The following is a 24,506-nucleotide window of genomic DNA, read 5'->3' on the forward strand; positions in this document are numbered from 1 at the left end:
CGTGAGCGCGGGTTTCGCCGATATCGACTGGGCGCGGCCCTGGCTCGCGCCGATCGAAACGCGCGGCAGGCGCTGGCAGGCAGCCGCGCTCAACGGTTACGCGGACTATCTGGCGGCGTTGAACGAAGACGCGCTGCAGGCCGCCCTCGTCACGGGGCGTGGCGAGCGGCTCGCGTTCATTGCGCAGGAAGAGCTGCCGGCGGGCGCGTCCTACGAAGGCCACATCGCGCAGACGGGCAGCGTGCCGACGCGCCACAATCTCCACGATTTCTTCAACGGGTCGATGTGGTTCGCGTATCCGCGCATCAAGGCGGCGCTCAACGCGCGGCAGGCGCAACAGATCGATGCGCTCGGCATCGGCCCGACGCGCGGCGGCGTGCGCGACGCCCTCACGCTCTTCGATGAAAACGCGGTGCTTTTCGCCTGCGCGGATGCATCGCTCGCCGATGCGTTGCGCGCCTTCGACTGGCGCACACTGTTCGTCGTCGAGCGCGCGGCATGGGGCGCGCGTTGCGAGGCGCGCATCTTCGGACACGCGTTGCTGGAAAAGCTCGTCGCACCGTACAGGGCGTGCACGGGTCACGCATGGATCGTCGACGTCCCCGCTGATTATTTCTCACTCGATGATGCCGCTCGTCGCGCGCTGATCGACGATCGCGTGGCGCAACGCCTGAACACCGAACTGCTCGATAGCCGCACGTTCGCGCCGCTGCCGGTGCTGGGCGTGCCGGGCTGGTGGGACGCGAACGCGTCTTCCGACTTCTACGACGATACGACCGTGTTCCGGCCGGGCCGCCGCAGCCGTTGATGCTAGAATCGATGCCGCAAAGCAGGCTAGGCAATCGCGTCCTCGACGGTTTCGGCCGAAGAGGGCGAGGAAAGTCCGGACTCCACAGGGCAGGGTGATGGCTAACGGCCATCCGTGGCAACACGCGGAACAGGGCAACAGAAAGCAAACCGCCGATGGCTTCGGGCGCGAGTCCGGAGATCAGGTAAGGGTGAAACGGTGCGGTAAGAGCGCACCGCGGACGTCGCGAGACGCTCCGGCACGGTAACCTCCACCCGGAGCAATTCCAAATAGGCAGGCGCGCATCTTCGCGATGCAGGACGGGGCCCCCGTTCGTCTGCGGGTAGGAAGCTTGAGCGCGTCAGCAATGGCGCGTCTAGAGGAATGATTGCCACGCGCGTTCGGCAACGGCTAAGCGCGTGCACAGAATCCGGCTTATCGGCCCGCTTTGTCGTCATTCAAAAGAAAAGAGCCGGCGTCTCGCGACGTCGGCTCTTTTTGTTTGCGCTTGCGGCTCGTCTTACGCTTCGACGATCTCGAACGAATGCGTGAGCTCCGCCGACTTCGCCAGCATGATCGACGCCGAGCAGTATTTGTCGTGCGACAGGTTGATCGCGCGCTCGACCGTCGCCGGATTCAGATTCTTGCCGGTCACGGTGAAATGAAAGTGGATCTTGGTGAAGACCTTCGGGTCTTCGCTCGCGCGATCCGCCTTGAGCGTGACCGAGCAACCCTGAATTTCCTGACGGCTCTTCTTCAGGATCATCACGACGTCGTAAGCGGTGCAGCCGCCGGTGCCGAGCAGCACCATTTCCATCGGGCGCGGCGCGAGATTGCGGCCGCCGCCTTCCGGCGCGCCATCCATATTGACGAGATGGCCGCTTCCCGTTTCGGCGGCGAAGGCCATGCCGTCTTGTCCCATCCAGCTAACTTTGCATTCCATGCTCAGGCTCCAGCTGCTCAGCGCGTCGTTACAGAGGCTTCATTGTAGCGGCTCGCGAAGTTTCGATCGGTCGCGGCTTACGAGCATCTACCGGTTGACGAAGCGAAAATCGGCGCGTGGATTCGGTCGCGATGCGCAGGTGTTGGGTTGGAGGCCGTCCTCTAAATGCTTGGCTGACCAGGAATCAAGAGGTCTGGCAGACATAACGCGTTGATTTTTCAGTTAAAAAAATACACGTGACAATCATATCTAAATTTCGAATTATGAAATTCATTTTCACCATACAGATCTTCTTGCCTTGCAGCATGACCGTGCCTATACTCGTTCCTGTCTCCTCCACCTCCTCCTTGGTGGATTAAGCCCGGGCCACAGTTGCTCGGGCTTTTTTTCGTCCCTGCGCCGCGTGAAGCAAAGCTTTGACGTCGCGCCTGAAATCCCTTTATAATTCAAAGTTCTCTTCGCCCTACGCCCGCGGAGAGAAGCTTGTGAGAGCCTGCACGCGTCCTGAACGCACTCATATAAGCAGGGCCGAACGAGTCAAAGAGCAAGGGCAGATCAATTTTTTGGATCGATCATGAAGACGTTTTCCGCAAAAGCCGAAGAGGTGACGCGCGAATGGTACGTGATTGACGCGACGGATAAGGTTCTCGGCCGTGTCGCCAGCGAAGTGGCACGCCGTCTTCGCGGCAAACACAAGCCTGAATTCACTCCGCACGTCGACACTGGTGATTTCATCATCATCGTCAATGCTGCCAAGCTGAAGGTCACCGGCAACAAGACCACGGACAAGAAGTACTATCGTCACTCGGGCTACCCGGGCGGCATCTACGAAACGACGTTCGGCAAGATGCAAGAGCGTTTCCCGGGCCGCGCGCTCGAGAAGGCTGTCAAGGGCATGCTTCCGAAGGGTCCGCTCGGCTACGCGATGATCAAGAAGCTGAAGGTCTACGCCGAAGCAACGCATCCGCATACGGCTCAACAGCCTAAAGCGCTCGAGATCTAAGGGGAGCCCACATGATCGGTAACTGGAACTACGGTACGGGCCGCCGCAAGAGCGCCGTCGCTCGCGTCTTCATCAAGTCGGGCAAGGGCGAGATCATCGTCAATGGCAAGCCCATCGCCGACTATTTCTCGCGCGAAACGTCGCTGATGATCGTGCGTCAACCGCTGGAACTCACGAACCACGGCACCACGTTCGACATCAAGGTCAACGTGAACGGCGGCGGTGAAACGGGTCAGGCAGGCGCGGTTCGCCACGGCATCACCCGCGCGCTGATGGACTACGACGCAACGCTGAAGTCGCAACTGTCGAACGCTGGCTTCGTCACCCGCGACGCGCGTGAAGTGGAACGTAAGAAGGTCGGTTTCCACAAGGCACGCCGCAGGAAGCAATTCTCGAAGCGTTAAGCGCTTCGGTTTCGCCGCCCCGGGTTTGCCCGGTTCGCCGGCGAAGCTGCTGCAAGAGCCGCCCGCACCCTGGTGCCGGCGGCTTTTTCGTTTTTGTGCGCCCGCATCCCGGTCATGTCGATTCTGCATATAGCCCATTGATTTTATGGACATTCGGCACGATATTGAGATCAGCCCTACAATAGCGGTTAGAAGCTTAATTGGAGAGTTCGAATGAGCGCTGTCAGCGACACCCCCACGACCGAAATGCCGATGCCGTTCGTCTTCACCGACGCGGCTGCGGAGAAGGTCAAGCAATTGATCGACGAAGAAGGCAATCCGGAACTGAAGCTGCGCGTGTTCGTACAAGGCGGCGGATGCTCGGGTTTCCAGTACGGCTTCACGTTCGACGAAGAAGTGAACGAAGACGATACCGTGCTGGACAAGGCAGGCGTGCAACTGCTCGTCGACTCGATGAGCTATCAGTATCTCGTCGGCGCGGAGATCGACTATAAGGACGACCTCAACGGCGCCCAGTTCGTCATCAAGAATCCGAACGCCACGACGACCTGCGGTTGCGGTTCGTCGTTCTCGGTCTGAGCACGAATCAGTCGATGTAATCGAAACGGAGCCTTCAGGCTCCGTTTTTGTTTGGTGCGCGTCCTATTCCTAGCGCGGATAGATCGCGCCGAGCACGCGCGCGCCCGACGCACCCGTCACCGCGGGCAGGTTGCCCGGCTCGCGCGCGACGCAGCGCATCGCGAGCCACGCAAAGGCGAATGCTTCCACTTGCTGCGGCGGCACGCCGAGCGCCTCGGTGGTCATGACCGGCACGCCTGCGACGCCGCCATCCTCCAGCGCCTGCTGCAGCATCTTCATCAGTACCGGATTGCGCGCGCCACCGCCGCACACGTACACGGCGCGCGTGTCCGATGCGTGACGCGCGATCTCGCGGGCGACCGTCGTCGCGGTGAGGGCGGTGAGCGTCGCCTGGACATCGGCGGGAGCGAGGTTCGTGAAGGCGGCGAGTTTCGCGTCCATCCACGCGGGATTGAACAGGTCGCGGCCGGTGCTCTTCGGCGGCGTCAGGTCGAAGAAGGGTTCGTCGAGCAGGGCGTCGAGCAGCGGCCGATGCGCTGAACCTTGCGCCGCGAATTGCCCGCCATCGTCGTAGGGTCTTTGCAGATGACGCAACGCCCATTCGTCGATCAGCGCGTTCGCCGGGCCGCAATCGAAACCGCGCACCTCGCCGCTCGCCGACAGAATTGTGATGTTGCTGATGCCGCCTAGATTGCATACGACGCGCGTCTCGTTCGGCGCGCCGAACATCGTCGCGTGGAACGCGGGCACGAGCGGCGCGCCCTGACCGCCCGCGGCGACATCGCGGCTGCGGAAATCCGCGATCACGTCGATGCTGGTCATTTCCGCGAGCAGCGCGGGATTGTTGATCTGCCGCGTGAAACCCTTTTCCGGCCGATGCCGCACCGTCTGCCCATGCACGCCGATCGCGCGTACTTTGCTAGCCGAATAGCCGCTCATGCTCTGCAATTCGTGACAGCAGACCGCGTAGCGCGTCGCGAGCGCGTGGGCCGCCAGCGCCTCGCGTTCGATCTCGTTGTCGCCGGGCGACTGCAATTCGAAAAGCGCATCGCGCAAGCCTTTCGAGAAGGACACATGCGCCTCGCCGAGCACGACCGGCGGCTTGCCTGTCGCGAATTGCACCGCGACGCCATCGACGCCGTCCATGCTGGTGCCGGACATCAAACCGAAGTACACGCCGTCCGCCTTGCCGGTTTCGATTGCTTCGGTCTTCTTTCCCACGCTGCTCTCCTCTTCGATGCGCCGTTGCCGGGATACGCCCAGCGGCGATTATCCGCGTTATGGACCGAATCGTTAAGATGCCTCTTAAGGCCGTCCGCATGGCACGGCACGTTTCGCTGTGCCGAAAGCCGCGCAAAACGCCCCGAAACGACACGAAAAGGCGCGAACGGCGGCGTCATCGCGTAAAATCCTCAGCCTGAACAAGCAATTGCGCGCGATTTCGTTATTTTCCGCGCGCGCCGTCCCTGCCGGCCAGGCCGGCCCTCTGCGACGGCGTCATGCGAGATCGCGACGCCTGCCATCGAACCCTTTTGACTTCACAAGCCGCAAGCATGACCACTGATTCCAACGCTTCTTCCGCGCCCGCGCCCGCGCCGCAGAGCTTTCCGATCACCGACGACGTGAAGAACGCGCTCGCCATCGCAAAGCGCGGCTGCGACGAACTGCTGATCGAAGACGAATTCGCGCAAAAGCTCGCGAGGAGCGCCGCGACCGGCAAGCCGCTGCGCATCAAGCTCGGTCTCGATCCAACCGCGCCTGACATTCACATCGGCCATACGGTCGTGCTGAACAAGATGCGTCAGTTGCAGGACCTCGGCCATCAGGTGATTTTTCTGATCGGCGATTTCACCTCGCTGATCGGCGACCCGTCCGGCCGCAACGCGACGCGTCCGCCGCTCACGCGCGAGCAGATCGAAAACAACGCGAAGACGTATTTCGAGCAGGCCGCGCTCGTGCTGGATCGCGAGAAGACCGAGATTCGCTACAACAGCGAATGGTCGATGCCACTCGGCGCCGACGGCATGATCAAGCTCGCGTCGCGCTACACGGTCGCGCGCATTCTGGAGCGCGAGGACTTCACGAAGCGCTTTCAGGGCGGCGTGCCGATCTCCATCCACGAATTCCTGTACCCGCTGATGCAGGGCTACGACTCCGTCGCGCTGAATGCGGACCTCGAACTCGGCGGCACGGACCAGAAGTTCAACCTGCTCGTCGGCCGCGAATTGCAGAAGCAATACGGCCAGGAACAGCAGTGCATTTTGACGATGCCGCTGCTCGAAGGTCTCGACGGCGTCGAGAAGATGTCGAAGTCGAAGAACAATTACATCGGCATCAGCGAAAAGCCGACCGAGATGTTCGGCAAGCTGATGAGCATTTCGGACGTGTTGATGTGGCGTTACTTCGAATTGCTGTCGTTCCGCAGCATCGACGAGATCGCACGCTTCAGGAAGGAAGCCGAAGGCGGCCGCAATCCGCGCGACTTCAAGGTGATGCTCGCGCAGGAGATCGTCGCGCGCTTCCACTCGTCGGCGGATGCCGAGCGCGCGCTCGACGACTTCAACCATCGCGCGAAGGGCGGCGTGCCGGAGGACATTCCGGCGGTGACGCTCGCCGGCGCGCCGATCGCGATCGGCCAGTTGCTCAAGCAGGCGGGTCTCGTGCCGTCGACGAGCGAGGCGCTGCGCAACATCGAGCAGGGCGGCGTGAAGATCGACGGCGCGACCGTCTCCGACAAGGGCCTGAAGATAGAGGCGGGCGAGTTCATCGTGCAGGTGGGCAAGCGCCGCTTCGCGCGCGTCACGCTGACCGCTTGAGCCGATGATCGCGCTCATTCAGCGTGTGAAGCGCGCCGATGTGCGCGTGGGCGAGCGCGTGACCGGCGCGATCGAAGCCGGCCTGCTCGCGCTGGTCTGCGCCGAGCGCGGCGACAACGAAGCCGCCGCCGACCGGCTCCTCGCGAAGATGCTCGCCTACCGCGTGTTCAGCGACGCCGCCGGCAAGATGAACCTGTCCGTGTCGAACCTTGATGGCGCGGGTCGCGCGGGCGGCGTTCTGCTGGTTTCGCAATTCACGCTCGCCGCCGATACATCGAGCGGTCTGCGTCCGAGCTTCACGCCCGCCGCGCCGCCGGACGAAGGCAAGCGGCTCTTCGACTACTTCGTCGGGCAGGCGCGCGCGAAGCATCCCATCGTAGAGACGGGCGAGTTCGGCGCGGAGATGCAGGTCTCTCTCGTGAACGACGGACCGGTCACTTTCTGGCTTCAGGTACGTCCATGACGACTCAGGTTCTTTTCATCCGGCACGGCGAAACCGACTGGAATCGCATCAAGCGCATTCAGGGGCATATCGACATTCCGTTGTCCGAGCATGGTTCCCTGCAAGCGGAACAACTCGGGCAGCGCCTCGCGCGTGAAGGCCGGATCGATGCCGTGTATTCCAGCGATCTGCAACGCGCGCAGCAGACGGCGCGTCCTTTCGCGGATGCGCTCGGGCTCGAATTGCGTTTATCGGAAAGATTGCGCGAGCGGTTCTACGGCGCGTTTCAGGGCCACGACAGCGACGAGATCAACGACAAGTTTCCCGCCGAATATGTCGAATGGCAGACGCGCGATCCCGGTTTCGCACCGCCCGGCGACGGCGAATCGCAGCGCGTGTTCTATCACCGTGTACTGCACGCGATGGAGCCGATCGTGGCCGCGCATCCGGGCGGACGTATCGCCGTGGTCGCGCATGGCGGCGTGCTCGATTGCATCTATCGGTTCGGGATGAAGCTGCCGCTGCACGAGCCGCGCAACTGGCCGCTGCTCAATTGCAGCGTGAACGTGGTGGACTATGCGGATGGCGGCGCGACGGTCGCGTCGTGGGGCGATGTCACGCATCTGTCCACGGATACCGACGACGACAATCTGCGCAAGCGCGCCTAGCCGTTACTCGTATCCCAGAGATCGCGGATAGGGCCCGCATCGGGCGCCGCGATGCCGAAGTGCCGGTACGTGAGCATCGTCGCGACGCGCCCGCGCGGCGTGCGCTGCAGGAAGCCTTGCTGGATCAGATACGGCTCCAGCACGTCTTCGATCGTGTCGCGCTCCTCGCCGATGGCCGCAGCGAGATTGTCCACGCCGACCGGACCGCCATCGAACTTGTGCAGGATCGCTTCGAGTAGCTTGCGGTCCATCAGATCGAAGCCGACGGGATCGACGTCGAGCATCTTCAGCGCGCGGTCGGCGACATCGGCGGAAATCATGCCGTCCGCTTTCACTTCGGCGTAATCGCGCACGCGACGCAGCAGCCGGTTCGCGATCCGCGGCGTGCCGCGCGAGCGCTTTGCGATTTCCAGCGCGCCTTCGGGCACGATCTCGGCCTTCAGCAGCGACGCCGAACGCGCCACGATGCGCGCCAGTTCACTCGCGTTATAAAACTCCAGCCGCGACACGATGCCGAAGCGATCGCGCAGCGGATTCGTCAGCATGCCCGCGCGCGTGGTCGCGCCTACTAGCGTGAACGGCTGAAGATCCAGCTTCACGCTGCGCGCGGCCGGCCCTTCACCGATCATGATGTCGATCTGATAGTCCTCGAGCGCCGGATACAGGATTTCCTCGACGACCGGCGAAAGGCGGTGAATTTCGTCGATGAACAGCACGTCGTTCGCTTCGAGATTGGTGAGCAGCGCGGCGAGATCGCCTGCGCGCTCCAGCACCGGCCCTGAGGTCTGCCGCAGATTCACGCCCATTTCCCGCGCGATGATGTGCGCGAGCGTCGTCTTGCCGAGACCCGGCGGTCCGAACAGCAGCACGTGATCGAGCGCCTCGGAACGACGCTTCGCCGCTTCGATGAAGATTTCGAGTTGGCCGCGCGCCTTCTCCTGGCCGATGTATTCATCGAGCTTGTGCGGACGCAGCGCGCGCTCGAACGCTTCCTCGTTCGGCGAGACGGGCTTGGCCGTGATGACGCGTTCGGCGGCGAGTTTGTCGGTTTCGATCATGGGTCGATTGTACAGCGAGGTTTCGCGGGGAGAAGCTGGCCGAATGGGCTAGGCCATTACCCCTTCGAAAGCGCCTTCAACGCCATCTTGATGCCCTCGGACACACCCGTTCCCGCCGGCACGTTCTTGATCGCCGTGAGCGCTTCCTTCTCGGAGTATCCGAGCGCGAGCAGCGCATTGAGGATGTCGGACGCATGATCGGACTGCGAGACCGTGCCCGCAATCGCACCGAGATCCGCGCCGAGCTTGCCCTTCAGTTCGAGCAGCAGACGCTCGGCCGTCTTTTTGCCGATGCCGGGCACGCGCGTAAGGCGCGCGGCGTCCTGCGTCGTCACGGTTTGCGAGAGTTCATGCACGCTCATGCCCGAGAGCACCGCCAGCGCCATGCGCGCGCCGATGCCGCTGATCTTCAGGAGCTCGCGGAACGTCGAGCGCTCCTGCGCGGTGAGAAAGCCATACAGCAGATGCGCGTCCTCGCGCACGATCAGTTGCGTGAGCAACACGACCTTTTCGCCGGCATTCGGCAGGTTGTAGAACGTGCTCATCGGCACGTCGATTTCGTAGCCGACGCCGTTGCAGTCCACGAGCAGGTGTGGCGGATTTTTTTCCAGCAGAACGCCGGCGATGCGACCGATCATGTGTTCGAGCCAAGAGAAGAGAAGTGTTATTAGCCGATGAGCCGCCCGCGCCGCACGCGCAGGCCTTTCTTCGCAAGCCCCGGCGCGATGCCGCCGAGCGTTGCGAGCCCCGTGCCGCCGTGCGCGTGACAGATGGCCATGCCGAGCGCGTCCGCGGCGTCGGTGCTGGGCACGCCGGAGAGACTCAGCAGCCGCACGACCATCTGCTGCATCTGCTCCTTCGTCGCGCGTCCGTAGCCGACGACAGCCTGCTTCAATTGCAACGCCGTGTACTCGGCCACCGGCACGCCGCTCGCGACGAGTCCGCAAATGGCCGCGCCGCGCGCCTGGCCGAGCAGCAACGTCGATTGCGGATTGACGTTGACGAAGACCTTTTCGATCGCGGCCTGATCCGGATTGTGCTGCGCGACGAGCGTCGAGATACCGCTGAAGATCGTGTTGAGACGCGAAGGCAGATCCGCATCGGCCGTCTTGATGACGCCGCTCGTCACGTAATTGAGCGTGTGCCCCGTCTTGTCGATGATGCCGAAGCCCGTGACGCGCAGACCGGGGTCGATGCCTAGGATTCTCATTCGTTCGCGATGCGCCTGGTGCAAATCAAAAAGGCCTGTTTGCACCGCGTTCGGCGCAAACAGGCCAATCTTAAAGGAACCCGCAGTGATTAATGGCGGAAATGACGCGTGCCGGTCAGGATCATCGCGACATTGTGCTCGTCGGCGGCGGCGATCACTTCGTCGTCGCGCATCGAGCCGCCCGGCTGGATCACGCAGGTCGCGCCCGCGTTCACGACGACATCGAGGCCGTCACGGAACGGGAAGAACGCATCCGACGCCACCGCCGAGCCGTTCAGCGTCAGACCGGCGTTCTGCGCCTTGATGCCCGCGATGCGCGCCGAATCCACGCGGCTCATCTGGCCCGCGCCGACGCCGAGCGTCATGCCGCCGCCGCAGAACACGATCGCGTTCGACTTCACGTACTTCGCCACGCGCCACGCGAACATCAGATCGTCCATTTCCTTCGGCGTCGGATGGCGCTTCGTCACGACGCGCAGTTCGTGAGGCTGCACGTTCTTCGCATCGAGCGATTGCACCAGCAGCCCGCCGCCGACACGCTTCAGATCGAACGCGTTGTGACCGTCGCCGAGCGCGATTTGCAGCAGACGCACATTCTGCTTCGCCGTGAACACCGCACGCGCGGCTTCGCTGAACGACGGCGCGATCAGCACTTCGACGAACTGCTTCGCGACAGCTTGCGCGGCGGTTTCATCGACTTCACGATTGAACGCGATGATGCCGCCGAACGCGGAAGTGGGATCCGTCTGGAACGCCTTCGCGTAAGCTTCGGCCGCATCCGCGCCCACTGCCACGCCGCACGGATTCGCGTGCTTGATGATGACGCAGGCGGGCGCGTCGAACGTCTTCACGCATTCCCACGCGGCGTCCGAATCGGCGATGTTGTTGTACGACAGTTCCTTGCCCTGCAACTGTTCATAGTTTGCGAGCGCGCCGGCGGGCACGGACAGGTCGCGGTAGAACGCCGCGTTCTGATGCGGATTCTCGCCGTAGCGCAGGTCCTGCACCTTCTCGAACGCCATGTTGAAGGTCGCCGGATACGTGTTGCGGCTCGAATGCTGCAGCTCTTCGGTGAGGCTCGTCAGATAGTTCGTGATCGCGCCGTCGTATTGCGCGGTGTGCGCGAACACCTTGGTCGCGAGACGGAAGTTCGTCTTGTAGCCGACAGCGTTCTTGTTCGCGCGCATCTCGTCGAGCACGGCGGCGTAGTCAGCCGGATCGACGACGACCGTCACATCGCGATGATTCTTCGCCGCCGAGCGCAGCATGGTCGGCCCGCCGATATCGATGTTCTCGATCGCGTCTTCCAGCGAGCACTTTTCCTTCGACACCGTCTCGACGAACGGATACAGATTCACGACCAGCAAATCGATGGTCGGAATGTCGTGCTTTTCCAGCGCGGCCATGTGCTCGGGCAAATCGCGACGCGCGAGTATGCCGCCGTGAACCTTCGGATGCAGCGTCTTCACGCGCCCGTCGAGCATTTCCGGAAAGCCGGTGTAGTCGGCGACCTCGGTCACGGGCAGGCCCGCGTCGGCGAGCAGTTTCGCGGTGCCGCCGGTCGAGAGGAGCTTGACGCCGAGTTCCGACAGCGATTTGGCGAAATCGACGATGCCGGATTTGTCGGAAACGGAAAGGAGCGCTTGCTTGATCATGATGAACACTGAAACCGAAAAGGGAACCCAGGCCGGACCGAGGCGCGTGCCCCGGTGCGATGAATCAAATCAATCCATGCTGCTGAAGCTTCTTGCGTAACGTGTTGCGGTTGATGCCGAGATATTCGGCCGCGAGCGACTGGTTTCCGCCCGCCTGCTCGAGCACCACTTCGAGCAGAGGTTTTTCCACACACGAAATCACCATGTCGTACACGTCGTGCGGGTTGGAGCCGTCCAGATCCTGAAAGTAGTTGTCGAGGCTCTGGCGGACGCATTGTTCGATGTTATGTCTGCTCATGCGGCAATCAGTCGGTCTGTCGTGTTGTTGAGCGCGCCGCACGATTCTTCCCCGTCCGCGTCTTCGGCGTCGCCGGACTCGTCCACATAGACGAGACGGTCGGACAACGCCTTTTGTGCGTCGAAGAATTCGTTGACGGCGAGCAATTGTTCTTTGGTCGTGTCCAGCGTATTCATCCGGTGCCGAAAGGTGTTGGCGCCGGAAAGGCCGCGAGTGTACCAGCCGATGTGCTTGCGCGCAGTTCGAACGCCCGTGAATTCCCCGTAAAAGGCGTAGTGATCTTCGAGGTGCTCGTTCATCACCTGCTGGATCTCGTCGATGCGCGGCGGCGGCAGGCGCTCGCCCGTCTTCAGAAAATGTTCGATCTCACGGAACAGCCACGGACGTCCTTGCGCCGCGCGGCCGATCATGATGGCGTCGGCGCCGGTTGCGGCGAGCACGTCGCGCGCTTTTTCGGGCGTCGTGATGTCGCCGTTCGCGACGACCGGAATCTTCACCGACGCCTTCACGGCCGCGATGGTGTCGTACTCCGCGTCGCCCTTGTAGATATCGGCGCGCGTGCGGCCGTGGACGGTGAGCATCGAAATGCCCGCGTCCTGCGCGATGCGCGCAATGGTCAGCGCGTTTTTGTTCTCGCGATTCCACCCCGTGCGAATCTTGAGCGTGACGGGCACCGCGTCCGGACCCACGCCGACCGCCTGCACCACGGCTTCGACGATGCGCGCGACGAGTGGCTCGTTCTGCAGCAGCGCCGAGCCCGCCGCGACGTTGCACACCTTCTTGGCCGGACAGCCCATGTTGATGTCGATGATCTGCGCGCCGTTCGCCACGTTATGGCGCGCGGCTTCGGCGAGCATCTGCGGATCGGCGCCGGCGATCTGCACGGAGATCGGCTCGACCTCGCCCGCGTGATTGGCGCGGCGCATGGTCTTCTCGCTTTTCCACAACTGCGCGTTCGACGCGACCATCTCCGACACCGCGTAGCCCGCGCCCATGCGCTTGCAGAGTTGCCGGAACGGGCGGTCGGTGACGCCTGCCATCGGAGCGACGAACAGGTTATTGCGCAGAACGTGTGAACCGATGGTGGGCATGAAGGCTAAAGGACCCGCGCTGTCGGAAGTCGGCCGAAGCCGCGTCAGGCGGATGCAACGTTTCTGAAGGGGAAACCACTATTTTAACGCGAAGCGCGTGCTGAATTTAAGAGCAATCGCATGCAAGTCTTTAAATCTTCTATGAAAGCGAGGGCGTTCGTAGAGGATAAGTTCATCGACTTGCTGCTGGCGATTGCCTTCTTTCAGGTCGATTCAGCGCCGCTGCCCGAACATCATCTGGCGGGCGAGGGCGGTTTTTACCGGCGGCAGGAATTCGAGCGCGGTGAGGGCCAGGCCGCGCATCGCGGCCAGCGGCGGAAAGTCGATCGTGAAGAGGCGCGCGAGCGTGTCGGTGGCGGTGATGGTCAGACGCCGGTCGAGCGCGCGACGCTGCGCGAAACGCGCGAGCGCGAGCGGGCGCGGGCCATCGGCGGACAGCGCGTCGGTGAGCGCGAGCGCGTCGCGCAGGCCGAGGTTGAGTCCCTGGCCCGCAACCGGATGCAATGTCTGCGCCGCATTGCCGATCGCGACGGTGCGCCGGTCGACCAGCACGTCGAGCGCGGTCAGCCCGAGCGGAAAGGCGGCGCGCGACGCGATGCGCGTGAAGCGGCCCATGCGCGTGCCGAACGCCGCGACGAGTTCGGCGAGAAAAGTGTCGTCGTCGAGCTGCATGCGGCGCGCGGCTTCATCGGGCGAGCAGCACCAGACGAGTGAATAATCCGCGTGGCGCTGGCCGCCGCACGGCAGGAGCGCGATCGGCCCCTCGCTCGTGAAGCGCTCCCACGCGGTATTCGCGCGCGGATCGGACACGCTCACCGTGCCGACGATCGCCGTCTGCCCGTAATCCCTCGCGCGGCGCTCGCCGGGCGCGGCGACATCGCCTTTCTGATAGAGACCGCCTTCGGCGTTCACCAGCGCCTTCACGCGGATGGTGCGCTCGCCGCTGGCCGATTGCAGCGGCAGCGTGACGCTGTCGTGATCCTGCAGCGGCGCGAAGGCGGACGTGTCGGTGAGCCAGTCGACCGGGGTTGCGCGCACCGCGTGGGCCAATGCGCCGACGAGCGAGCCGTAGCGCACCACGTAGCCCAGTTCGGGCAATTCGTGTTCGTCGTGCTCGATCAAGGTGCGCCCGAAATGCCCGCGCTGCGATACGTGAATGTGGCGGATCGGCGTGGTGTCGGCGGGAAAGCCGAGCGGCTGGAGCATCACCCGGCTGCCGTGCGACAGCGCGAGCGCGCGCGGATCGTTCACGGCGGCTTCGGGCGTGCGCGCATCGATCAGCGCGATCGAAAGCCGCGAAGTCGCGCTGCGGCGTGCGAGCCATCCGGCCAGCGCGAGCCCGACCGGGCCCGCGCCGACGATGGCGATGTCGTAGTCGAAATGCGGTTCGATGCCTTGAACGTCGCTCATGGTCAGTGTGTGTTTGATTCGCGCATCAGCGCTTCGATCTCGTCGGCGGCGACGGGCACTTCACGCGTGAGCAGCTCGCAGCCGTCTTCCGTGACGATGGCGTCGTCCTCGATGCGAATGCCGATGTTCCAGTACCGTTCGGGCACATCCTCGGCTGGGCGCACGTAGAGCCCCGGCTCGATCGTGAGCGCCATGCCGGCCACGAGCGTGCGCCACGGACGCGCGCCTTGCTCGTCGAGCGGGCCGTCCGCCTCGCGGTATTCGCCCGCGTCGTGCACGTCCATGCCGATCCAGTGTCCCGTGCGATGCATGTAGAAGCGCGCGTAGGCACGTTGCGCGAGGACATCGTCGACGCTGCCGAACTTCGTCTTGTCGAGGATTCCAGTGTCGAGCAGGCCTTGCGACAGCACGTTGAGCGCGGCCTGATGCGGGGCGTCGAAGCTGACACCGGCGCGCGTCGCGTCGACGGCCGCGGCCTGCGCGGCCAGCACGATGTCGTAGAGCTCGCGTTGCGCGGGCGTGAAGCGGCCGCTCGCCGGGAAGGTGCGCGTGATGTCGGAGGCGTAGCCGTCGAGTTCGCACGCGGCGTCGATGAGGATCAGGTCGCCGTCGCGCGCGATCGCGTTGCCCGCCGGATAGTGCAGTACGCACGCGTTCGCGCCCGCCGCGACGATCGATCCGTACGCCGGCGCCTGCGCGCCGTGGCGGCGGAACGTGTAGAGCAACTCCGCTTCGATCTCGTATTCGCGCATGCCGGGACGGCACGCGCGCATCGCGCGGCGGTGCGCTTCGGCGGAAATCGATGCGGCGCGGCGCATGATCGCGATCTCGTGGGCGTCTTTGACGAGGCGCATTTCGTCGAGGATCGGCAGCAGATGCTCTGCCTTCGCGGGCGCGCGCACGCCGCTACGACTCTGCGCGCGCACGGCGGCGAGCCAGTCGCGCACCTGCGCGTCCAGTTCCGCCGATGTGCCGAGCGCGTAATGCAGCGCGGGCTTGCCGGCGATCAGGCGCGGCATTTCTGCGTCGAGTGCGTCGATGGGGAACGCTGCGTCGAGACCGAAGGCGTCGCGTGCGGCCTCCGGGCCGAAGCGAAAGCCTTCCCACGTCTCGCGCTCGACGTTCTTCTCGCGGCAGAAGAGTATCGACGCGGGTTCGCCGTCCTGCGCGCTCGCGTCGAGCACGAGCGTCGCATCGGGTTCGTCGAAGCCTGTCAAATAGTAGAAATAGCTGTCGTGACGGAAGGGGTAGTCCGTGTCGCGATTGCGCATGACTTCCGGCGCGGTCGGCACGATGGCGACGCCGCCGCCCTGCGCACGCAGCGCGGCGAGCACGCGCTCGCGACGCGCGCGGTAGATATCGACGGCGATGGGACTGGCGAGTTCGGTCGGTGAGTTCATGCGCCGATTGTAGCGCCGGCTTCGCGATGACGGCACTCGGCCATTCGGCCTAGTGGCGCGATGCGCTCGCGCACCGCAAGCTTACTCGTCGGCCGGACGATTGCGCACGCTGCCCGCGATCAGATCGAAGCGGAACAGGCGGCATTCGAGCGCGCCGTTGAAGAGCGGCGTTTTCGTCGATTCGCGCAGTCGCAGCAGGCCCGGCAGCTTGCGGTCGGACGTCAGCACGTAGGCGCGCCAGCCGGGAAAGCGCTGCTTGAGCGCATTGCCGAAGGAGATGAAGAACTCGGTGTCGGCGGGATCCGGTTGCGCGCGGGCGAATGCGTCGTCGTCTTCGCGGCGGCTGCGCGCCGTATCGCGGATTTCGCCGCGCGGACCGCGCCCGCGCACTTCGATACGCTCGCCGTACGGCGGATTCGCGAGCAGGATGCCGGGCGCATCGGTCGGCGGCACCATGTTGCGCGCGTCGACCTGCTTGAGCGACAGGTCCGTGATGCCCGCGCGGCTCAGGTTCGCGCGCGCCTTGTCGAGCATGTCGCCGGAGATATCGCTGCCGAAGATGTTCAGTTCGGCCTGCGAGGCGCGCGCGGCGCGGCGTTGCTCGAGCGCGGCCGTCTTGAGCTTTTGCCACATGCCGGGGTGAAACGGCTTGAGCTTCTCGAAGCCGAAGCGCCGTTCGTTGCCCGGCGCGATATTGAGCGCCGTTTGCGCGGCTTCGGCGAGGAAGGTGCCGCTGCCGCACATCGGATCGAAGAGCGGCGTGCCAGGTGTCCAGCCGGTGAGGCGCAGAATGCCCGCCGCGAGATTCTCGCGCAGCGGCGCGGCGCCTTTGTCGAGACGCCAGCCGCGCTTGAAGAGCGGCTCGCCGGAAGTGTCGAGATAGAGCGTGCACTCGTTGAGCGTGAGGAACGCGAACACGCGGACATCGGGCTGCGCGGTGTCGATGCTCGGACGCGCGCCCGCGACATCGCGCAGGCGGTCGCAGACGGCGTCCTTCACGCGCAGCGTCGTGAATTCAAGGCTTTTGAGCGGCGATTTGATCGCGGTGAGGTCGACGCGCATGGTCTGGCTCGGCGTGAACCATTGTTCCCAACGCTGCCGATGCGTGAGTTCGTAGATATCGTGTTCGTTGCGATACGGGCCGTGCGCGACCTTGAGCAGCACGCGGCTCGCGATGCGCGAATGCAGGTTCGCCGCCATGCCCGCGACCCAGCCGCCACGGAAATGCACGCCGCCGGGCACTTGCGCGCCGACGACCAGCGATCCGCCGCCCGACAGCAGCGCGCCGGCGACATGCCGTTCGCCGATCTCCGCGAGCTCGGCGGCAAGAGGTGCTTCAAGACCGCGCGGGCAGGGGACGAACCAGTCGAAGAGAGGGGAGGACATGAGAGGCGTTTCTGGCGTTCAAAGGCGGTATTGTACGCGGGGCAGGTTGGCTATCGGTGGAAGCTCGCCTAGAGGCTTGCCACGCTGTTCAAGAGACGGATTGGCACTGGTAGGGTGCGCGAAGGCTTCGGACTTGCCGGCGCCAATCACAAGAATGAAGAAGGGAAACTATGTTTGAGCACGTAACAATCGTCCTGACCGCACTAAATGAAATGAGGCCGCACACTCCGCCAAAATTACGATCTTCCTTCGAAACCCGTATGCAGCGCTCGTCTACATACTTGCTTGTCGCCAGTGGATTTGCTTTTGCATGTTTGATCGGGTTTGCGGTTCGTGTCACTTTTGGGCAACCGCTAACGGGCTGGCCTCGTCTGATCGCTCTGTCAGTCGGGTTGTTATCGCAAGTGCTTGCGCTGCTGGCGATCGTTGTACAGACTATCCCGTCGATTCTGAATTCGCTTTTCTTCAGAAAGTACGCCTTTCGCCGCCTGCTTTGCGAACTCGAGCGCGACTCCGAATACGCGGGCAGGCTTGCTCGGTACAAGCGGTCCGCCTTGGAGCAAGCCGATCAGTATCTGATGGCGATCACCGAACGCAGAAAGCTCTTCCTGGGTGCAATCGTCGGAAGTCCGGAGAAGGTTGCGTTGCTTTCCCTTGTCGCAATGGGCTGGTCCGTATATAAGGAAGTGCCCTCGGGGCCGAGCAACTGGATCACCTTGACAATTCAATACGGGGTTGCACTTCTGGGAGGGCTTGCCTTTGGCTCGCTGCTCGTGAATTCGGTTATACGCCGTTATGCCTATCAGCGAGACTTACTCGCACTCGCGCTCGCCAAACTTGGGCAAGACCGTAACGCTGAATAGTTCCTTCGTTCGTCCGTGCGGCGCGGTGAATCGCCGCACGGAATGTACCGCAATATCGTTACTCCACCGCCTTCATCATCTCCTCCACTACCTTCTTCGCATCGCCGAACACCATCATCGTCTTGTCCATATAGAACAGTTCGTTGTCGAGGCCGGCGTATCCCGCCGCCATCGACCGCTTGTTCACGATGATCGTCCGCGCCTTGTACGCCTCGAGAATCGGCATGCCCGCGATCGGCGATTTCGGGTCGGTCTTCGCAGCCGGATTCACCACGTCGTTCGCCCCGAGCACCAGCACGACATCCGTCTGGCCGAACTCGCTGTTGATCTCGTCCATCTCCTGCACCATCTCGTACGGCACTTCGGCTTCGGCCAGGAGCACGTTCATGTGCCCCGGCATCCGTCCCGCGACCGGGTGAATCGCGTACCGCACGTCGATGCCCTTCTCGACCAGCTTGTCCGTCAGCTCCTTCAACGCGTGCTGCGCGCGCGCCACAGCGAGACCATAGCCCGGCACGATCACCACGCTTTCCGCATTGCCGAGCATGAACGCGGCGTCATCGGCGGAACCGGATTTGACCGGACGCTGCTCCGTCGCACCGCCCACGGCCGCGCCGCCCGCCTCGCCGCCGAAGCCGCCGAGAATCACGTTGAAGAACGACCGGTTCATCGCCTTGCACATGATGTACGACAGAATCGCACCCGACGAACCGACCAGCGAACCCGCGATGATCAGCATCGGATTGTTCAGCGAGAAGCCGATGCCCGCCGCCGCCCAGCCCGAGTACGAGTTCAGCATCGACACGACCACCGGCATGTCCGCGCCGCCGATCGGAATGATGATCAGCACGCCCAGCGCGAACGCGATCAGCGTCATGATGATGAACGGCAGCCACGATTCGGTGAGCATGAAGATCACGCCGAAGCCGATCATCGCGATGGCGAGCAACAAGTTGATCAGATGCTGGCCCGAGTACGTGACCGGCGCGCCCTGAAACAGCCGGAACTTGTACTTGCCCGACAGCTTGCCGAACGCGATGACCGAACCCGAGAACGTGATCGCGCCGACGAACGTGCCGATGAACAACTCGACGCGATTGCCATACGGAATCGGATCGCCGGGCGGCGCGAGTCCGAATGCAGCCGGCTCCGCAACCACGCCATACGCGATACACACGGCCGCGAGACCGATCAGCGAGTGCATGGCCGCGACGAGCTCGGGCATCTTGGTCATCTCGACCTTCGCCGCGATATACGCGCCTGCGCCGCCGCCGACGATCAGCGCGACGAACAGCAGCGACAGCCCGAGCGCCAGATTGGCTTCGAGATACGCGGCCTGCTTCACGATCAGCGCGAGCGTGGTGAGAATGGCGATCGCCATGCCCGTCATGCCGAACGTGTTGCCGATGCGCGCGGTCTTCGGATTGGACAAGCCCTTGAGCGCCTGGATGAAACACACCGAGGCGACGAGGTAGAGGAGTGTGACGACATTAAGGCTCATTACACGCCCTCCTTGCTGGCGATCTTCTTCGGCTCTTTCTTCTTGAACATCTCCAGCATTCGCCTTGTGACGAGAAAGCCGCCGAACACGTTCACCGCGGCGAGCAGCACGGCGAGCGTGCCGAAAAACTTGCCCGCCACGCCGACCGTCAGGCCGACCGCGAGCATCGCGCCGACGATGACGATCGCCGAGATCGCGTTGGTCACGGCCATCAGCGGCGTATGCAGCGCGGGCGTGACGTTCCACACCACGTGATAGCCGACATAAATGGCCAGCACGAAGATGATGAGGTTGATCACCGTGTGATTGATGACATCCATGTGCGTCTCCGTATCGGCGTTAAGCGGCCGGACGCGTGACTTGTCCATCGCGGCACTGGAGCGTGGCCGCGACGATGTCGTCCGCGAGGTCGATGTTGAGCGTGCCTTCCTTGGTCAGAATGAGCTTGAGGAAGTCCAGAAGATTGCGGGCGTAGAGCGCGGAGGCATCGGCGCCGACCATCGAAGCGAGATTCGTATGGCCGACGATATGCACGCCGTGCTTCATCACCACCTGATCGACTTCGGTGAGCGGGCAGTTGCCGCCTTTGCGTCCCTCGAACTCGGGACCGCGTCCGGCGGCGAGATCGATGATCACGGAGCCCGGCTTCATGTGCTTGACCGTTTCGACGGAAATCAGCGTCGGCGCGGGGCGGCCGGGAATCAGCGCAGTCGAGATGACGATGTCCGCCGCCTTCGCACGCTCGTGCACCTGCGCCGCTTGCCGCGCGAGCCAGCTTGGCGGCATCGGGCGCGCATAGCCGCCGACGCCGACCGCCGCCTCGCGTTCCTCGTCGGTTTCGAAAGGCACGTCGACGAACTTGCCGCCGAGCGATTCGATCTGCTCCTTCACGGCGGGGCGCACGTCGGACGCTTCGACGACCGCGCCGAGACGCTTGGCCGTCGCAATCGCCTGCAGGCCCGCTACACCCGCGCCGAGCACGAGCACGCGCGCCGCCTTCACGGTGCCGGCGGCGGTCATCAGCATCGGCATGAAGCGCTGGTAATACTGGCAGGCCATCAGCACCGCCTTGTACCCGGCGATGTTCGCCTGCGACGAGAGCACGTCGAGACTTTGCGCGCGCGTCGTGCGCGGCGCGGCTTCGAGCGCGAACGCGGTGACACCCGACGATGCGAGCCGCGCGGTGTTCTCCGTATTGAATGGATCGAGCATGCCGATGAGCACGGCGCCCGGCTTGAGCATCGCCAGTTCGCTTTCGCTCGGCGACTGCACCTTGAGGACGATCTCGGCGGAAAAGGCCGTGGCGGCATCGACGAGATCCGCGCCCGCTTGCGCGAAGGCATCGTCGATATAGCTTGCCGGCAAGCCCGCACCGCTCTGGACAGAAACGCGATGTCCTTGCGTGACGAGCTTTTTGACCGTTTCGGGCGTGGCGGCGACGCGCGCCTCGTTCGCCCGCGTTTCTGCAGGCACTCCAATATGCATCTTCAATTCTCCTGTCTTTGTTGCCTTCGTCACCGGGCAAGGGCTTAGGAAGGCTTAAGGCTGAGTTTTTATTTCAAATGCTGGAACTTACGGCTATCGCAACTGTAACCGAAGATTGCGTGCGCAAGAATGCGATCCGGCACTCGTTCCGCTTTCGGCGCTCAGCGCTTACCCTTAGGACGGCCGGGCGGGAACGCCGCCGGGACGGTAAAATATCTGACCATGAAATCAGATACTTGGGCCCCCCACGTTACGGTGGCTGCCGTCGTCGAGCGCGACGGGCGCTTTCTCGTCATCGAAGAGCACACGTCGGCAGGGCTGCGAATCAACCAACCGGCCGGTCACCTCGAAGCGGGCGAAACGCTCGTCGAAGCGGTGATTCGCGAGACGCTCGAAGAAACGGCGCATCGCTTCGAGCCGGAGGCGCTCGTCGGCGCGTACATGACGCACTTCACGGGGCCGGGACGGGATGTCACGTATCTGCGCTTCACGTTCTGCGGCAAGTCGTCGGGCGAAGAGAGCGGTCGTTCGCTCGACGAAGGTATCGTGCGCGCGATGTGGCTCACGGCCGACGAACTGCGCGCGTCGGCGCAGCGGCATCGCACGCCGCTCGTGATGAAGTGTGTCGAAGATTACCTGTCCGGGCGGCGCGTGCCGCTCGATTTCATTCATACGCATTCGGTCGCGCCGGTGGTGCGGGCGTGATATCCCTATGAGCAAGCGAAGAGTAGTGGTGGGCATGTCGGGCGGCGTGGATTCGTCCGTGACGGCATGGCTTCTGAAGGAGCAGGGCTACGACGTGGTCGGCCTCTTCATGAAGAACTGGGAAGACGACGACGACGGCGAATATTGCTCGACCCGGCAGGACTGGATCGACGTGGTATCGGTCGCGGATCTGATCGGCATCGACGTCGAGGCGGTCAATTTCGCCGCCGAGTACAAGGACCGCGTGTTCGCGGAATTTCTGCGCGAGTATTCGGCCGGCCGTACGCCCAACCCCGACGTGCTCTGCAACGCCGAAATCAAGTTCAAGGCGTTCCTCGATCACGCGATGTCGCTCGGCGCGGAAAACATCGCGACGGGTCACTATGCGCGCGTGCGCGAGCACGACGGGCTGTTCCAGCTGCTCAAGGCCACCGATTCGACCAAGGATCAGTCGTACTTCCTGCATCGGCTGAATCAGGCGCAATTGTCGAAGACGCTGTTCCCGCTCGGCGAAATCCCGAAGACGAAGGTCCGCGAGATTGCCGTGCAGATCGGCCTGCCGAACGCGAAGAAGAAGGATTCGACCGGCATCTGCTTCATCGGCGAACGGCCGTTCCGCGAATTCCTCAACCGCTATCTGCCGACCAAACCGGGTCCGATGAAGACGGCCGAAGGCAAGGTCGTCGGCGAGCATATCGGGCTGGCGTTCTATACGTTCGGGCAGCGCAAGGGCATTGGCATCGGCGGCGCGAAGGATGGCAGCGGCGAGCCGTGGTTCGTCGCCGGCAAGGACATGGCGAGCAACACGCTATATGTCGTGCAGGGACACGATCATCCGTGGCTCCTGTCGCCGACGCTCGTCGCGGGCAATACGAGCTGGGTCGCGGGTTTCGCGCCAGACGAAGGCGCGGCGTGCGGCGCCAAGACGCGTTATCGGCAGCAGGACGCGGCGTGCCGTTTCGCCCATGCGGACGACGCCCGGTTCGCGCTTCATTTCGACGACGCGCAATGGGCCGTGACGCCGGGCCAATCCGCCGTGCTGTATCAGGGCGACGTGTGTCTCGGCGGCGGCATCATCGAGCACGCTTCGGTGGGGCAGGAATCGTCGCAGGCGGCGTTGCTTTCCGCGGCGCGCTAGAGTCCGGCAGGTCGGTTCATCCACGAGCCCCGGCTGTGTCCGGGGCTTTTCATTTTCCTATCGGTCCGATAAAAGCTTTTTTGATACAAGCGCTTGACCGTCTATCTAGTGGTAGATAAATTACGCACATCGAAGGCAGGGACAATCGCACAAATGGACAAGAACACGGTACGCGAAGCGCTGCTGGACCACGCCCAGACGTTGTTGATGACGCGCGGCTACAACGGTTTCAGCTACCGCGATCTGTCCGATCTCGTCGGTGTGAAGACGTCCAGCATCCACTATTACTTTCCGACCAAGGAAGATCTCGCGCTCGAAGCCGTCAACGCGTACAGCGCGGACCTGATGTCGTCGATCTACGCCATCGACAGTTCCGCCCCGGCCGACAAGAAGCTGGACCGATACGCCAGGCTGTTCGGGCGGATCATCGGCGGGGGCAATCAGATCTGTCTGTGCGGCATGCTCGCGTCGGATATCGAATCGTTGCCGGAGAAGGTGCGCTACGCGGTCCAGTCGTTCTACAAGGCCAACGAGAACTGGCTGGCGAAAGTGCTTGCCGAAGGCGAGGCGCAGGACACGCTCGATGCCGGCGGCAATCCGGAAGCCGCAGCCCGCAGGCTGTACGCGGCATTTCAGGGCAGCCTGCTCGCGTGCCGCCTGTTCCAGACACGCGCGCGGCTCGAAGAAATTGCGGACGCCGTGCGCCGGTAGATAACCCTGTGGATAACCTTGTGAAAAACCCGTGGACCGATGTCGGATCATCTATCTTTGGATAGATAGATTTTGGCGGAAAAAGCCAGTTATTCGATCCTCGATGCGCTTCGTTCGCCGAAGTGGCCAGTCATTCCACTTCATGCGAAGAAAAAACGCGCATCGCACGGTCATATGGTTCTACCGTTTCCGGTTGTCTATCTAGTCGTAGATGGAATTTGATATCGCGTCAGACCGGAGCCGTATCGACGAACGACTGACGCTGCGAAATGCGTGCGTAGTATTTGTCGAGATTCGGATGCGCTTCGCGCCAGTTGATATCGGGCATGCGGAAGTCGAGGTAGCCGAGCGCGCAGCCACACGCGATATCCGCAAGCGTGAAGCGGTTCGCCGAACACCACTGCTTCGAGCCGATGCCCCGTGCCATCGCGCGCAAGCCGTCCTCGATCTTGTGGCGCTGACGCGCGATCCATTTCTCGCTGCGATGCGCTTCCTCACGCAACACGCCTTCGAGACGCGTCAGCACGGCGGCGTCGAGCATGCCGTCGGCGAGCGCCTCCCAGCAACGCACTTCGGTGCGCTCGCGGCGCTCCTGCGGCAGCAGCTTGCCGACAGGCGTGAGCGTGTCCACGTACTCGCAGATGACGCGCGAATCGAACACCGCTTCGCCGTCGTCGAGAATGAGGCACGGCACCTTGCCGAGCGGGTTGTAGTCGTGGATCTTCGAATCGGATGCCCAGACGTCCTCGAGCACCAGTTCGCAGTCGATCTTCTTCTCCGCCATGACGATCCGCACCTTGCGGACGAACGGGCTGGGATGCGAACCGATCAGTTTCATCATCTAATTTTCACGGTTGATTCGGAATTCGGGCGACGACGATCTTAACCGGGCGCGCACGAACCATCGGCAAATTAGAGATAGCGGCGCTGGACAATGTCGTCTGTGGACAACA

Annotated in this window: 26 protein-coding genes and 1 other RNA gene; 12 read left to right on the top strand and 15 right to left on the bottom strand. The window is 63.2% G+C overall.

Annotated features, from left to right (window positions below; genetic code table 11):
- Position 1 precedes the first annotated feature (1 nt).
- The gene (locus AWB80_RS01000) at positions 2-808 is read left to right on the top strand and encodes a DUF3025 domain-containing protein (RefSeq protein ID WP_061172778.1); all 807 of its coding nucleotides are present in this window, start codon (positions 2-4) and stop codon (positions 806-808) included.
- An 18-nt stretch (positions 809-826) separates the two neighbouring features.
- An RNA gene (gene rnpB, locus AWB80_RS01005) (RNase P RNA component class A) lies at positions 827-1,241 on the top strand.
- Positions 1,242-1,307: 66 nt separating this feature from the next.
- Here rnpB and AWB80_RS01010 read toward each other — a convergent pair.
- The gene (locus AWB80_RS01010) at positions 1,308-1,730 is read right to left on the bottom strand and encodes an OsmC family protein (RefSeq protein WP_014190403.1); all 423 of its coding nucleotides are present in this window, start codon (positions 1,728-1,730) and stop codon (positions 1,308-1,310) included.
- A 574-nt stretch (positions 1,731-2,304) separates the two neighbouring features.
- On the opposite strand from AWB80_RS01010, the gene rplM reads away from it, so the two are divergent.
- From rplM to erpA, 3 genes are all read left to right on the top strand, one after another.
- The gene (gene rplM / locus AWB80_RS01015) at positions 2,305-2,733 is read left to right on the top strand and encodes a 50S ribosomal protein L13 (RefSeq protein ID WP_061172779.1); all 429 of its coding nucleotides are present in this window, start codon (positions 2,305-2,307) and stop codon (positions 2,731-2,733) included.
- 11 nt (positions 2,734-2,744) lie between these two features.
- Positions 2,745-3,137: a 30S ribosomal protein S9 gene (gene rpsI / locus AWB80_RS01020; protein ID WP_035497678.1), complete on the top strand. Its 393-nt coding sequence runs from the start codon at positions 2,745-2,747 to the stop codon at positions 3,135-3,137.
- A gap of 213 nt (positions 3,138-3,350) precedes the next feature.
- Positions 3,351-3,716: an iron-sulfur cluster insertion protein ErpA gene (gene erpA / locus AWB80_RS01025; protein ID WP_061172780.1), complete on the top strand. Its 366-nt coding sequence runs from the start codon at positions 3,351-3,353 to the stop codon at positions 3,714-3,716.
- Between the two features lie 69 nt (positions 3,717-3,785).
- Here erpA and AWB80_RS01030 read toward each other — a convergent pair whose 3' ends face one another.
- The gene (locus tag AWB80_RS01030) at positions 3,786-4,916 is read right to left on the bottom strand and encodes an anhydro-N-acetylmuramic acid kinase (RefSeq protein WP_087130914.1); all 1,131 of its coding nucleotides are present in this window, start codon (positions 4,914-4,916) and stop codon (positions 3,786-3,788) included.
- Between the two features lie 353 nt (positions 4,917-5,269).
- Here AWB80_RS01030 and tyrS point away from each other — a divergent pair, with 353 nt between their 5' ends.
- From tyrS to AWB80_RS01045, 3 genes are read left to right on the top strand one after another with little or no spacing between them, the layout of a single operon-like run.
- Complete coding sequence (tyrS, locus tag AWB80_RS01035; protein ID WP_061172781.1) at positions 5,270-6,532, top strand: tyrosine--tRNA ligase; 1,263 nt, start codon at positions 5,270-5,272, stop codon at positions 6,530-6,532.
- Between the two features lie 4 nt (positions 6,533-6,536).
- A complete protein-coding gene (gene dtd, locus AWB80_RS01040) occupies positions 6,537-6,995 on the top strand; it encodes a D-aminoacyl-tRNA deacylase (protein ID WP_061172782.1) in 459 nt (152 codons plus the stop codon).
- Positions 6,992-7,642, top strand: a complete 651-nt coding sequence (locus AWB80_RS01045) for a histidine phosphatase family protein (RefSeq protein ID WP_061172783.1) — start codon at positions 6,992-6,994, stop codon at positions 7,640-7,642. The genes dtd and AWB80_RS01045 overlap by 4 nt, the downstream gene beginning before the upstream one ends.
- Here AWB80_RS01045 and ruvB read toward each other — a convergent pair.
- The 9 genes from ruvB to AWB80_RS01090 form a co-directional block, all read right to left on the bottom strand.
- Positions 7,639-8,700, bottom strand: a complete 1,062-nt coding sequence (gene ruvB, locus AWB80_RS01050; protein WP_061172784.1) for a Holliday junction branch migration DNA helicase RuvB — start codon at positions 8,698-8,700, stop codon at positions 7,639-7,641. The two genes, AWB80_RS01045 and ruvB, sit on opposite strands and share 4 nt — an antisense overlap.
- 56 nt (positions 8,701-8,756) lie before the next feature.
- Positions 8,757-9,338 carry a Holliday junction branch migration protein RuvA gene (gene ruvA, locus AWB80_RS01055; RefSeq protein ID WP_061172785.1) on the bottom strand — a complete coding sequence of 194 codons (582 nt, stop codon included), beginning with the start codon at positions 9,336-9,338 and terminating at the stop codon, positions 8,757-8,759.
- A gap of 29 nt (positions 9,339-9,367) precedes the next feature.
- Positions 9,368-9,910 carry a crossover junction endodeoxyribonuclease RuvC gene (ruvC, locus tag AWB80_RS01060; protein ID WP_061172786.1) on the bottom strand — a complete coding sequence of 181 codons (543 nt, stop codon included), beginning with the start codon at positions 9,908-9,910 and terminating at the stop codon, positions 9,368-9,370.
- An 89-nt stretch (positions 9,911-9,999) separates the two neighbouring features.
- A complete protein-coding gene (gene purH, locus AWB80_RS01065) occupies positions 10,000-11,565 on the bottom strand; it encodes a bifunctional phosphoribosylaminoimidazolecarboxamide formyltransferase/IMP cyclohydrolase (protein WP_061173076.1) in 1,566 nt (521 codons plus the stop codon).
- Between the two features lie 64 nt (positions 11,566-11,629).
- Positions 11,630-11,863 (bottom strand): Fis family transcriptional regulator, encoded by a 234-nt coding sequence (locus tag AWB80_RS01070; RefSeq protein WP_040052966.1) that lies wholly within the window; start codon positions 11,861-11,863, stop codon positions 11,630-11,632.
- The gene (dusB, locus tag AWB80_RS01075; RefSeq protein ID WP_061172787.1) at positions 11,860-12,954 is read right to left on the bottom strand and encodes a tRNA dihydrouridine synthase DusB; all 1,095 of its coding nucleotides are present in this window, start codon (positions 12,952-12,954) and stop codon (positions 11,860-11,862) included. Before dusB ends, AWB80_RS01070 begins: the two co-directional genes overlap by 4 nt.
- Positions 12,955-13,167: 213 nt before the next feature.
- Positions 13,168-14,364 (bottom strand): UbiH/UbiF/VisC/COQ6 family ubiquinone biosynthesis hydroxylase, encoded by a 1,197-nt coding sequence (locus AWB80_RS01080; RefSeq protein WP_061172788.1) that lies wholly within the window; start codon positions 14,362-14,364, stop codon positions 13,168-13,170.
- A gap of 2 nt (positions 14,365-14,366) precedes the next feature.
- Positions 14,367-15,764 carry an aminopeptidase P N-terminal domain-containing protein gene (locus tag AWB80_RS01085; RefSeq protein ID WP_061172789.1) on the bottom strand — a complete coding sequence of 466 codons (1,398 nt, stop codon included), beginning with the start codon at positions 15,762-15,764 and terminating at the stop codon, positions 14,367-14,369.
- Between the two features lie 81 nt (positions 15,765-15,845).
- Positions 15,846-17,150 carry a THUMP domain-containing class I SAM-dependent RNA methyltransferase gene (locus tag AWB80_RS01090; protein WP_061172790.1) on the bottom strand — a complete coding sequence of 435 codons (1,305 nt, stop codon included), beginning with the start codon at positions 17,148-17,150 and terminating at the stop codon, positions 15,846-15,848.
- A gap of 260 nt (positions 17,151-17,410) precedes the next feature.
- On the opposite strand from AWB80_RS01090, the gene AWB80_RS01095 reads away from it, so the two are divergent.
- A complete protein-coding gene (locus AWB80_RS01095) occupies positions 17,411-18,013 on the top strand; it encodes a hypothetical protein (protein WP_061172791.1) in 603 nt (200 codons plus the stop codon).
- 58 nt (positions 18,014-18,071) lie between these two features.
- Here AWB80_RS01095 and AWB80_RS01100 read toward each other — a convergent pair whose 3' ends face one another.
- From AWB80_RS01100 to AWB80_RS01110, 3 genes are read right to left on the bottom strand one after another with little or no spacing between them, the layout of a single operon-like run.
- The gene (locus AWB80_RS01100; RefSeq protein ID WP_061172792.1) at positions 18,072-19,514 is read right to left on the bottom strand and encodes an NAD(P)(+) transhydrogenase (Re/Si-specific) subunit beta; all 1,443 of its coding nucleotides are present in this window, start codon (positions 19,512-19,514) and stop codon (positions 18,072-18,074) included.
- Positions 19,514-19,834 (bottom strand): NAD(P) transhydrogenase subunit alpha part 2, encoded by a 321-nt coding sequence (locus AWB80_RS01105; RefSeq protein WP_061164611.1) that lies wholly within the window; start codon positions 19,832-19,834, stop codon positions 19,514-19,516. The genes AWB80_RS01100 and AWB80_RS01105 overlap by 1 nt, the downstream gene beginning before the upstream one ends.
- A gap of 19 nt (positions 19,835-19,853) precedes the next feature.
- Positions 19,854-20,999: a Re/Si-specific NAD(P)(+) transhydrogenase subunit alpha gene (locus AWB80_RS01110; RefSeq protein ID WP_061172793.1), complete on the bottom strand. Its 1,146-nt coding sequence runs from the start codon at positions 20,997-20,999 to the stop codon at positions 19,854-19,856.
- Between the two features lie 222 nt (positions 21,000-21,221).
- Here AWB80_RS01110 and AWB80_RS01115 point away from each other — a divergent pair, with 222 nt between their 5' ends.
- The 3 genes from AWB80_RS01115 (at position 21,222) to AWB80_RS01125 (ending at position 23,553) form a co-directional block, all read left to right on the top strand.
- On the top strand, positions 21,222-21,704 hold the full coding sequence (locus AWB80_RS01115) for an NUDIX hydrolase (RefSeq protein WP_061172794.1): 483 nt from the start codon (positions 21,222-21,224) through the stop codon (positions 21,702-21,704).
- A 7-nt stretch (positions 21,705-21,711) separates the two neighbouring features.
- Positions 21,712-22,842 carry a tRNA 2-thiouridine(34) synthase MnmA gene (gene mnmA, locus AWB80_RS01120; RefSeq protein WP_061172795.1) on the top strand — a complete coding sequence of 377 codons (1,131 nt, stop codon included), beginning with the start codon at positions 21,712-21,714 and terminating at the stop codon, positions 22,840-22,842.
- Between the two features lie 153 nt (positions 22,843-22,995).
- Positions 22,996-23,553 (top strand): TetR/AcrR family transcriptional regulator, encoded by a 558-nt coding sequence (locus AWB80_RS01125; RefSeq protein WP_061172796.1) that lies wholly within the window; start codon positions 22,996-22,998, stop codon positions 23,551-23,553.
- 229 nt (positions 23,554-23,782) lie between these two features.
- Here AWB80_RS01125 and AWB80_RS01130 read toward each other — a convergent pair whose 3' ends face one another.
- Complete coding sequence (locus AWB80_RS01130) at positions 23,783-24,394, bottom strand: glutathione S-transferase C-terminal domain-containing protein (RefSeq protein WP_208635587.1); 612 nt, start codon at positions 24,392-24,394, stop codon at positions 23,783-23,785.
- Between the last annotated feature and the right edge of the window lie 112 nt (positions 24,395-24,506).

Origin of the sequence: Caballeronia pedi (genome assembly GCF_001544915.2) — a bacterium.
Taxonomy (GTDB): Bacteria; Pseudomonadota; Gammaproteobacteria; order Burkholderiales; family Burkholderiaceae; genus Caballeronia; species Caballeronia pedi.

Excerpts from the sequence above, each read along its gene's own strand:
- mnmA (WP_061172795.1), top strand. The coding sequence starts at position 21,712 with ATGAGCAAGCGAAGAGTAGTGGTGGGCATGTCGGGCGGCGTGGATTCG.
- dusB (WP_061172787.1), bottom strand. The coding sequence starts at position 12,954 with ATGCCCACCATCGGTTCACACGTTCTGCGCAATAACCTGTTCGTCGCT.
- ruvC (WP_061172786.1), bottom strand. The coding sequence starts at position 9,910 with ATGAGAATCCTAGGCATCGACCCCGGTCTGCGCGTCACGGGCTTCGGC.
- ruvA (WP_061172785.1), bottom strand. The coding sequence starts at position 9,338 with ATGATCGGTCGCATCGCCGGCGTTCTGCTGGAAAAAAATCCGCCACAC.
- AWB80_RS01085 (WP_061172789.1), bottom strand. The coding sequence starts at position 15,764 with ATGAACTCACCGACCGAACTCGCCAGTCCCATCGCCGTCGATATCTAC.
- rpsI (WP_035497678.1), top strand. The coding sequence starts at position 2,745 with ATGATCGGTAACTGGAACTACGGTACGGGCCGCCGCAAGAGCGCCGTC.
- AWB80_RS01115 (WP_061172794.1), top strand. The coding sequence starts at position 21,222 with ATGAAATCAGATACTTGGGCCCCCCACGTTACGGTGGCTGCCGTCGTC.
- dtd (WP_061172782.1), top strand. The coding sequence starts at position 6,537 with ATGATCGCGCTCATTCAGCGTGTGAAGCGCGCCGATGTGCGCGTGGGC.
- AWB80_RS01010 (WP_014190403.1), bottom strand. The coding sequence starts at position 1,730 with ATGGAATGCAAAGTTAGCTGGATGGGACAAGACGGCATGGCCTTCGCC.
- AWB80_RS01105 (WP_061164611.1), bottom strand. The coding sequence starts at position 19,834 with ATGGATGTCATCAATCACACGGTGATCAACCTCATCATCTTCGTGCTG.
- AWB80_RS01110 (WP_061172793.1), bottom strand. The coding sequence starts at position 20,999 with ATGCATATTGGAGTGCCTGCAGAAACGCGGGCGAACGAGGCGCGCGTC.
- erpA (WP_061172780.1), top strand. The coding sequence starts at position 3,351 with ATGAGCGCTGTCAGCGACACCCCCACGACCGAAATGCCGATGCCGTTC.
- AWB80_RS01125 (WP_061172796.1), top strand. The coding sequence starts at position 22,996 with ATGGACAAGAACACGGTACGCGAAGCGCTGCTGGACCACGCCCAGACG.
- AWB80_RS01045 (WP_061172783.1), top strand. The coding sequence starts at position 6,992 with ATGACGACTCAGGTTCTTTTCATCCGGCACGGCGAAACCGACTGGAAT.
- tyrS (WP_061172781.1), top strand. The coding sequence starts at position 5,270 with ATGACCACTGATTCCAACGCTTCTTCCGCGCCCGCGCCCGCGCCGCAG.
- AWB80_RS01130 (WP_208635587.1), bottom strand. The coding sequence starts at position 24,394 with ATGATGAAACTGATCGGTTCGCATCCCAGCCCGTTCGTCCGCAAGGTG.
- AWB80_RS01090 (WP_061172790.1), bottom strand. The coding sequence starts at position 17,150 with ATGTCCTCCCCTCTCTTCGACTGGTTCGTCCCCTGCCCGCGCGGTCTT.
- purH (WP_061173076.1), bottom strand. The coding sequence starts at position 11,565 with ATGATCAAGCAAGCGCTCCTTTCCGTTTCCGACAAATCCGGCATCGTC.
- AWB80_RS01080 (WP_061172788.1), bottom strand. The coding sequence starts at position 14,364 with ATGAGCGACGTTCAAGGCATCGAACCGCATTTCGACTACGACATCGCC.
- AWB80_RS01100 (WP_061172792.1), bottom strand. The coding sequence starts at position 19,514 with ATGAGCCTTAATGTCGTCACACTCCTCTACCTCGTCGCCTCGGTGTGT.
- rplM (WP_061172779.1), top strand. The coding sequence starts at position 2,305 with ATGAAGACGTTTTCCGCAAAAGCCGAAGAGGTGACGCGCGAATGGTAC.
- AWB80_RS01070 (WP_040052966.1), bottom strand. The coding sequence starts at position 11,863 with ATGAGCAGACATAACATCGAACAATGCGTCCGCCAGAGCCTCGACAAC.
- ruvB (WP_061172784.1), bottom strand. The coding sequence starts at position 8,700 with ATGATCGAAACCGACAAACTCGCCGCCGAACGCGTCATCACGGCCAAG.
- AWB80_RS01095 (WP_061172791.1), top strand. The coding sequence starts at position 17,411 with ATGCAGCGCTCGTCTACATACTTGCTTGTCGCCAGTGGATTTGCTTTT.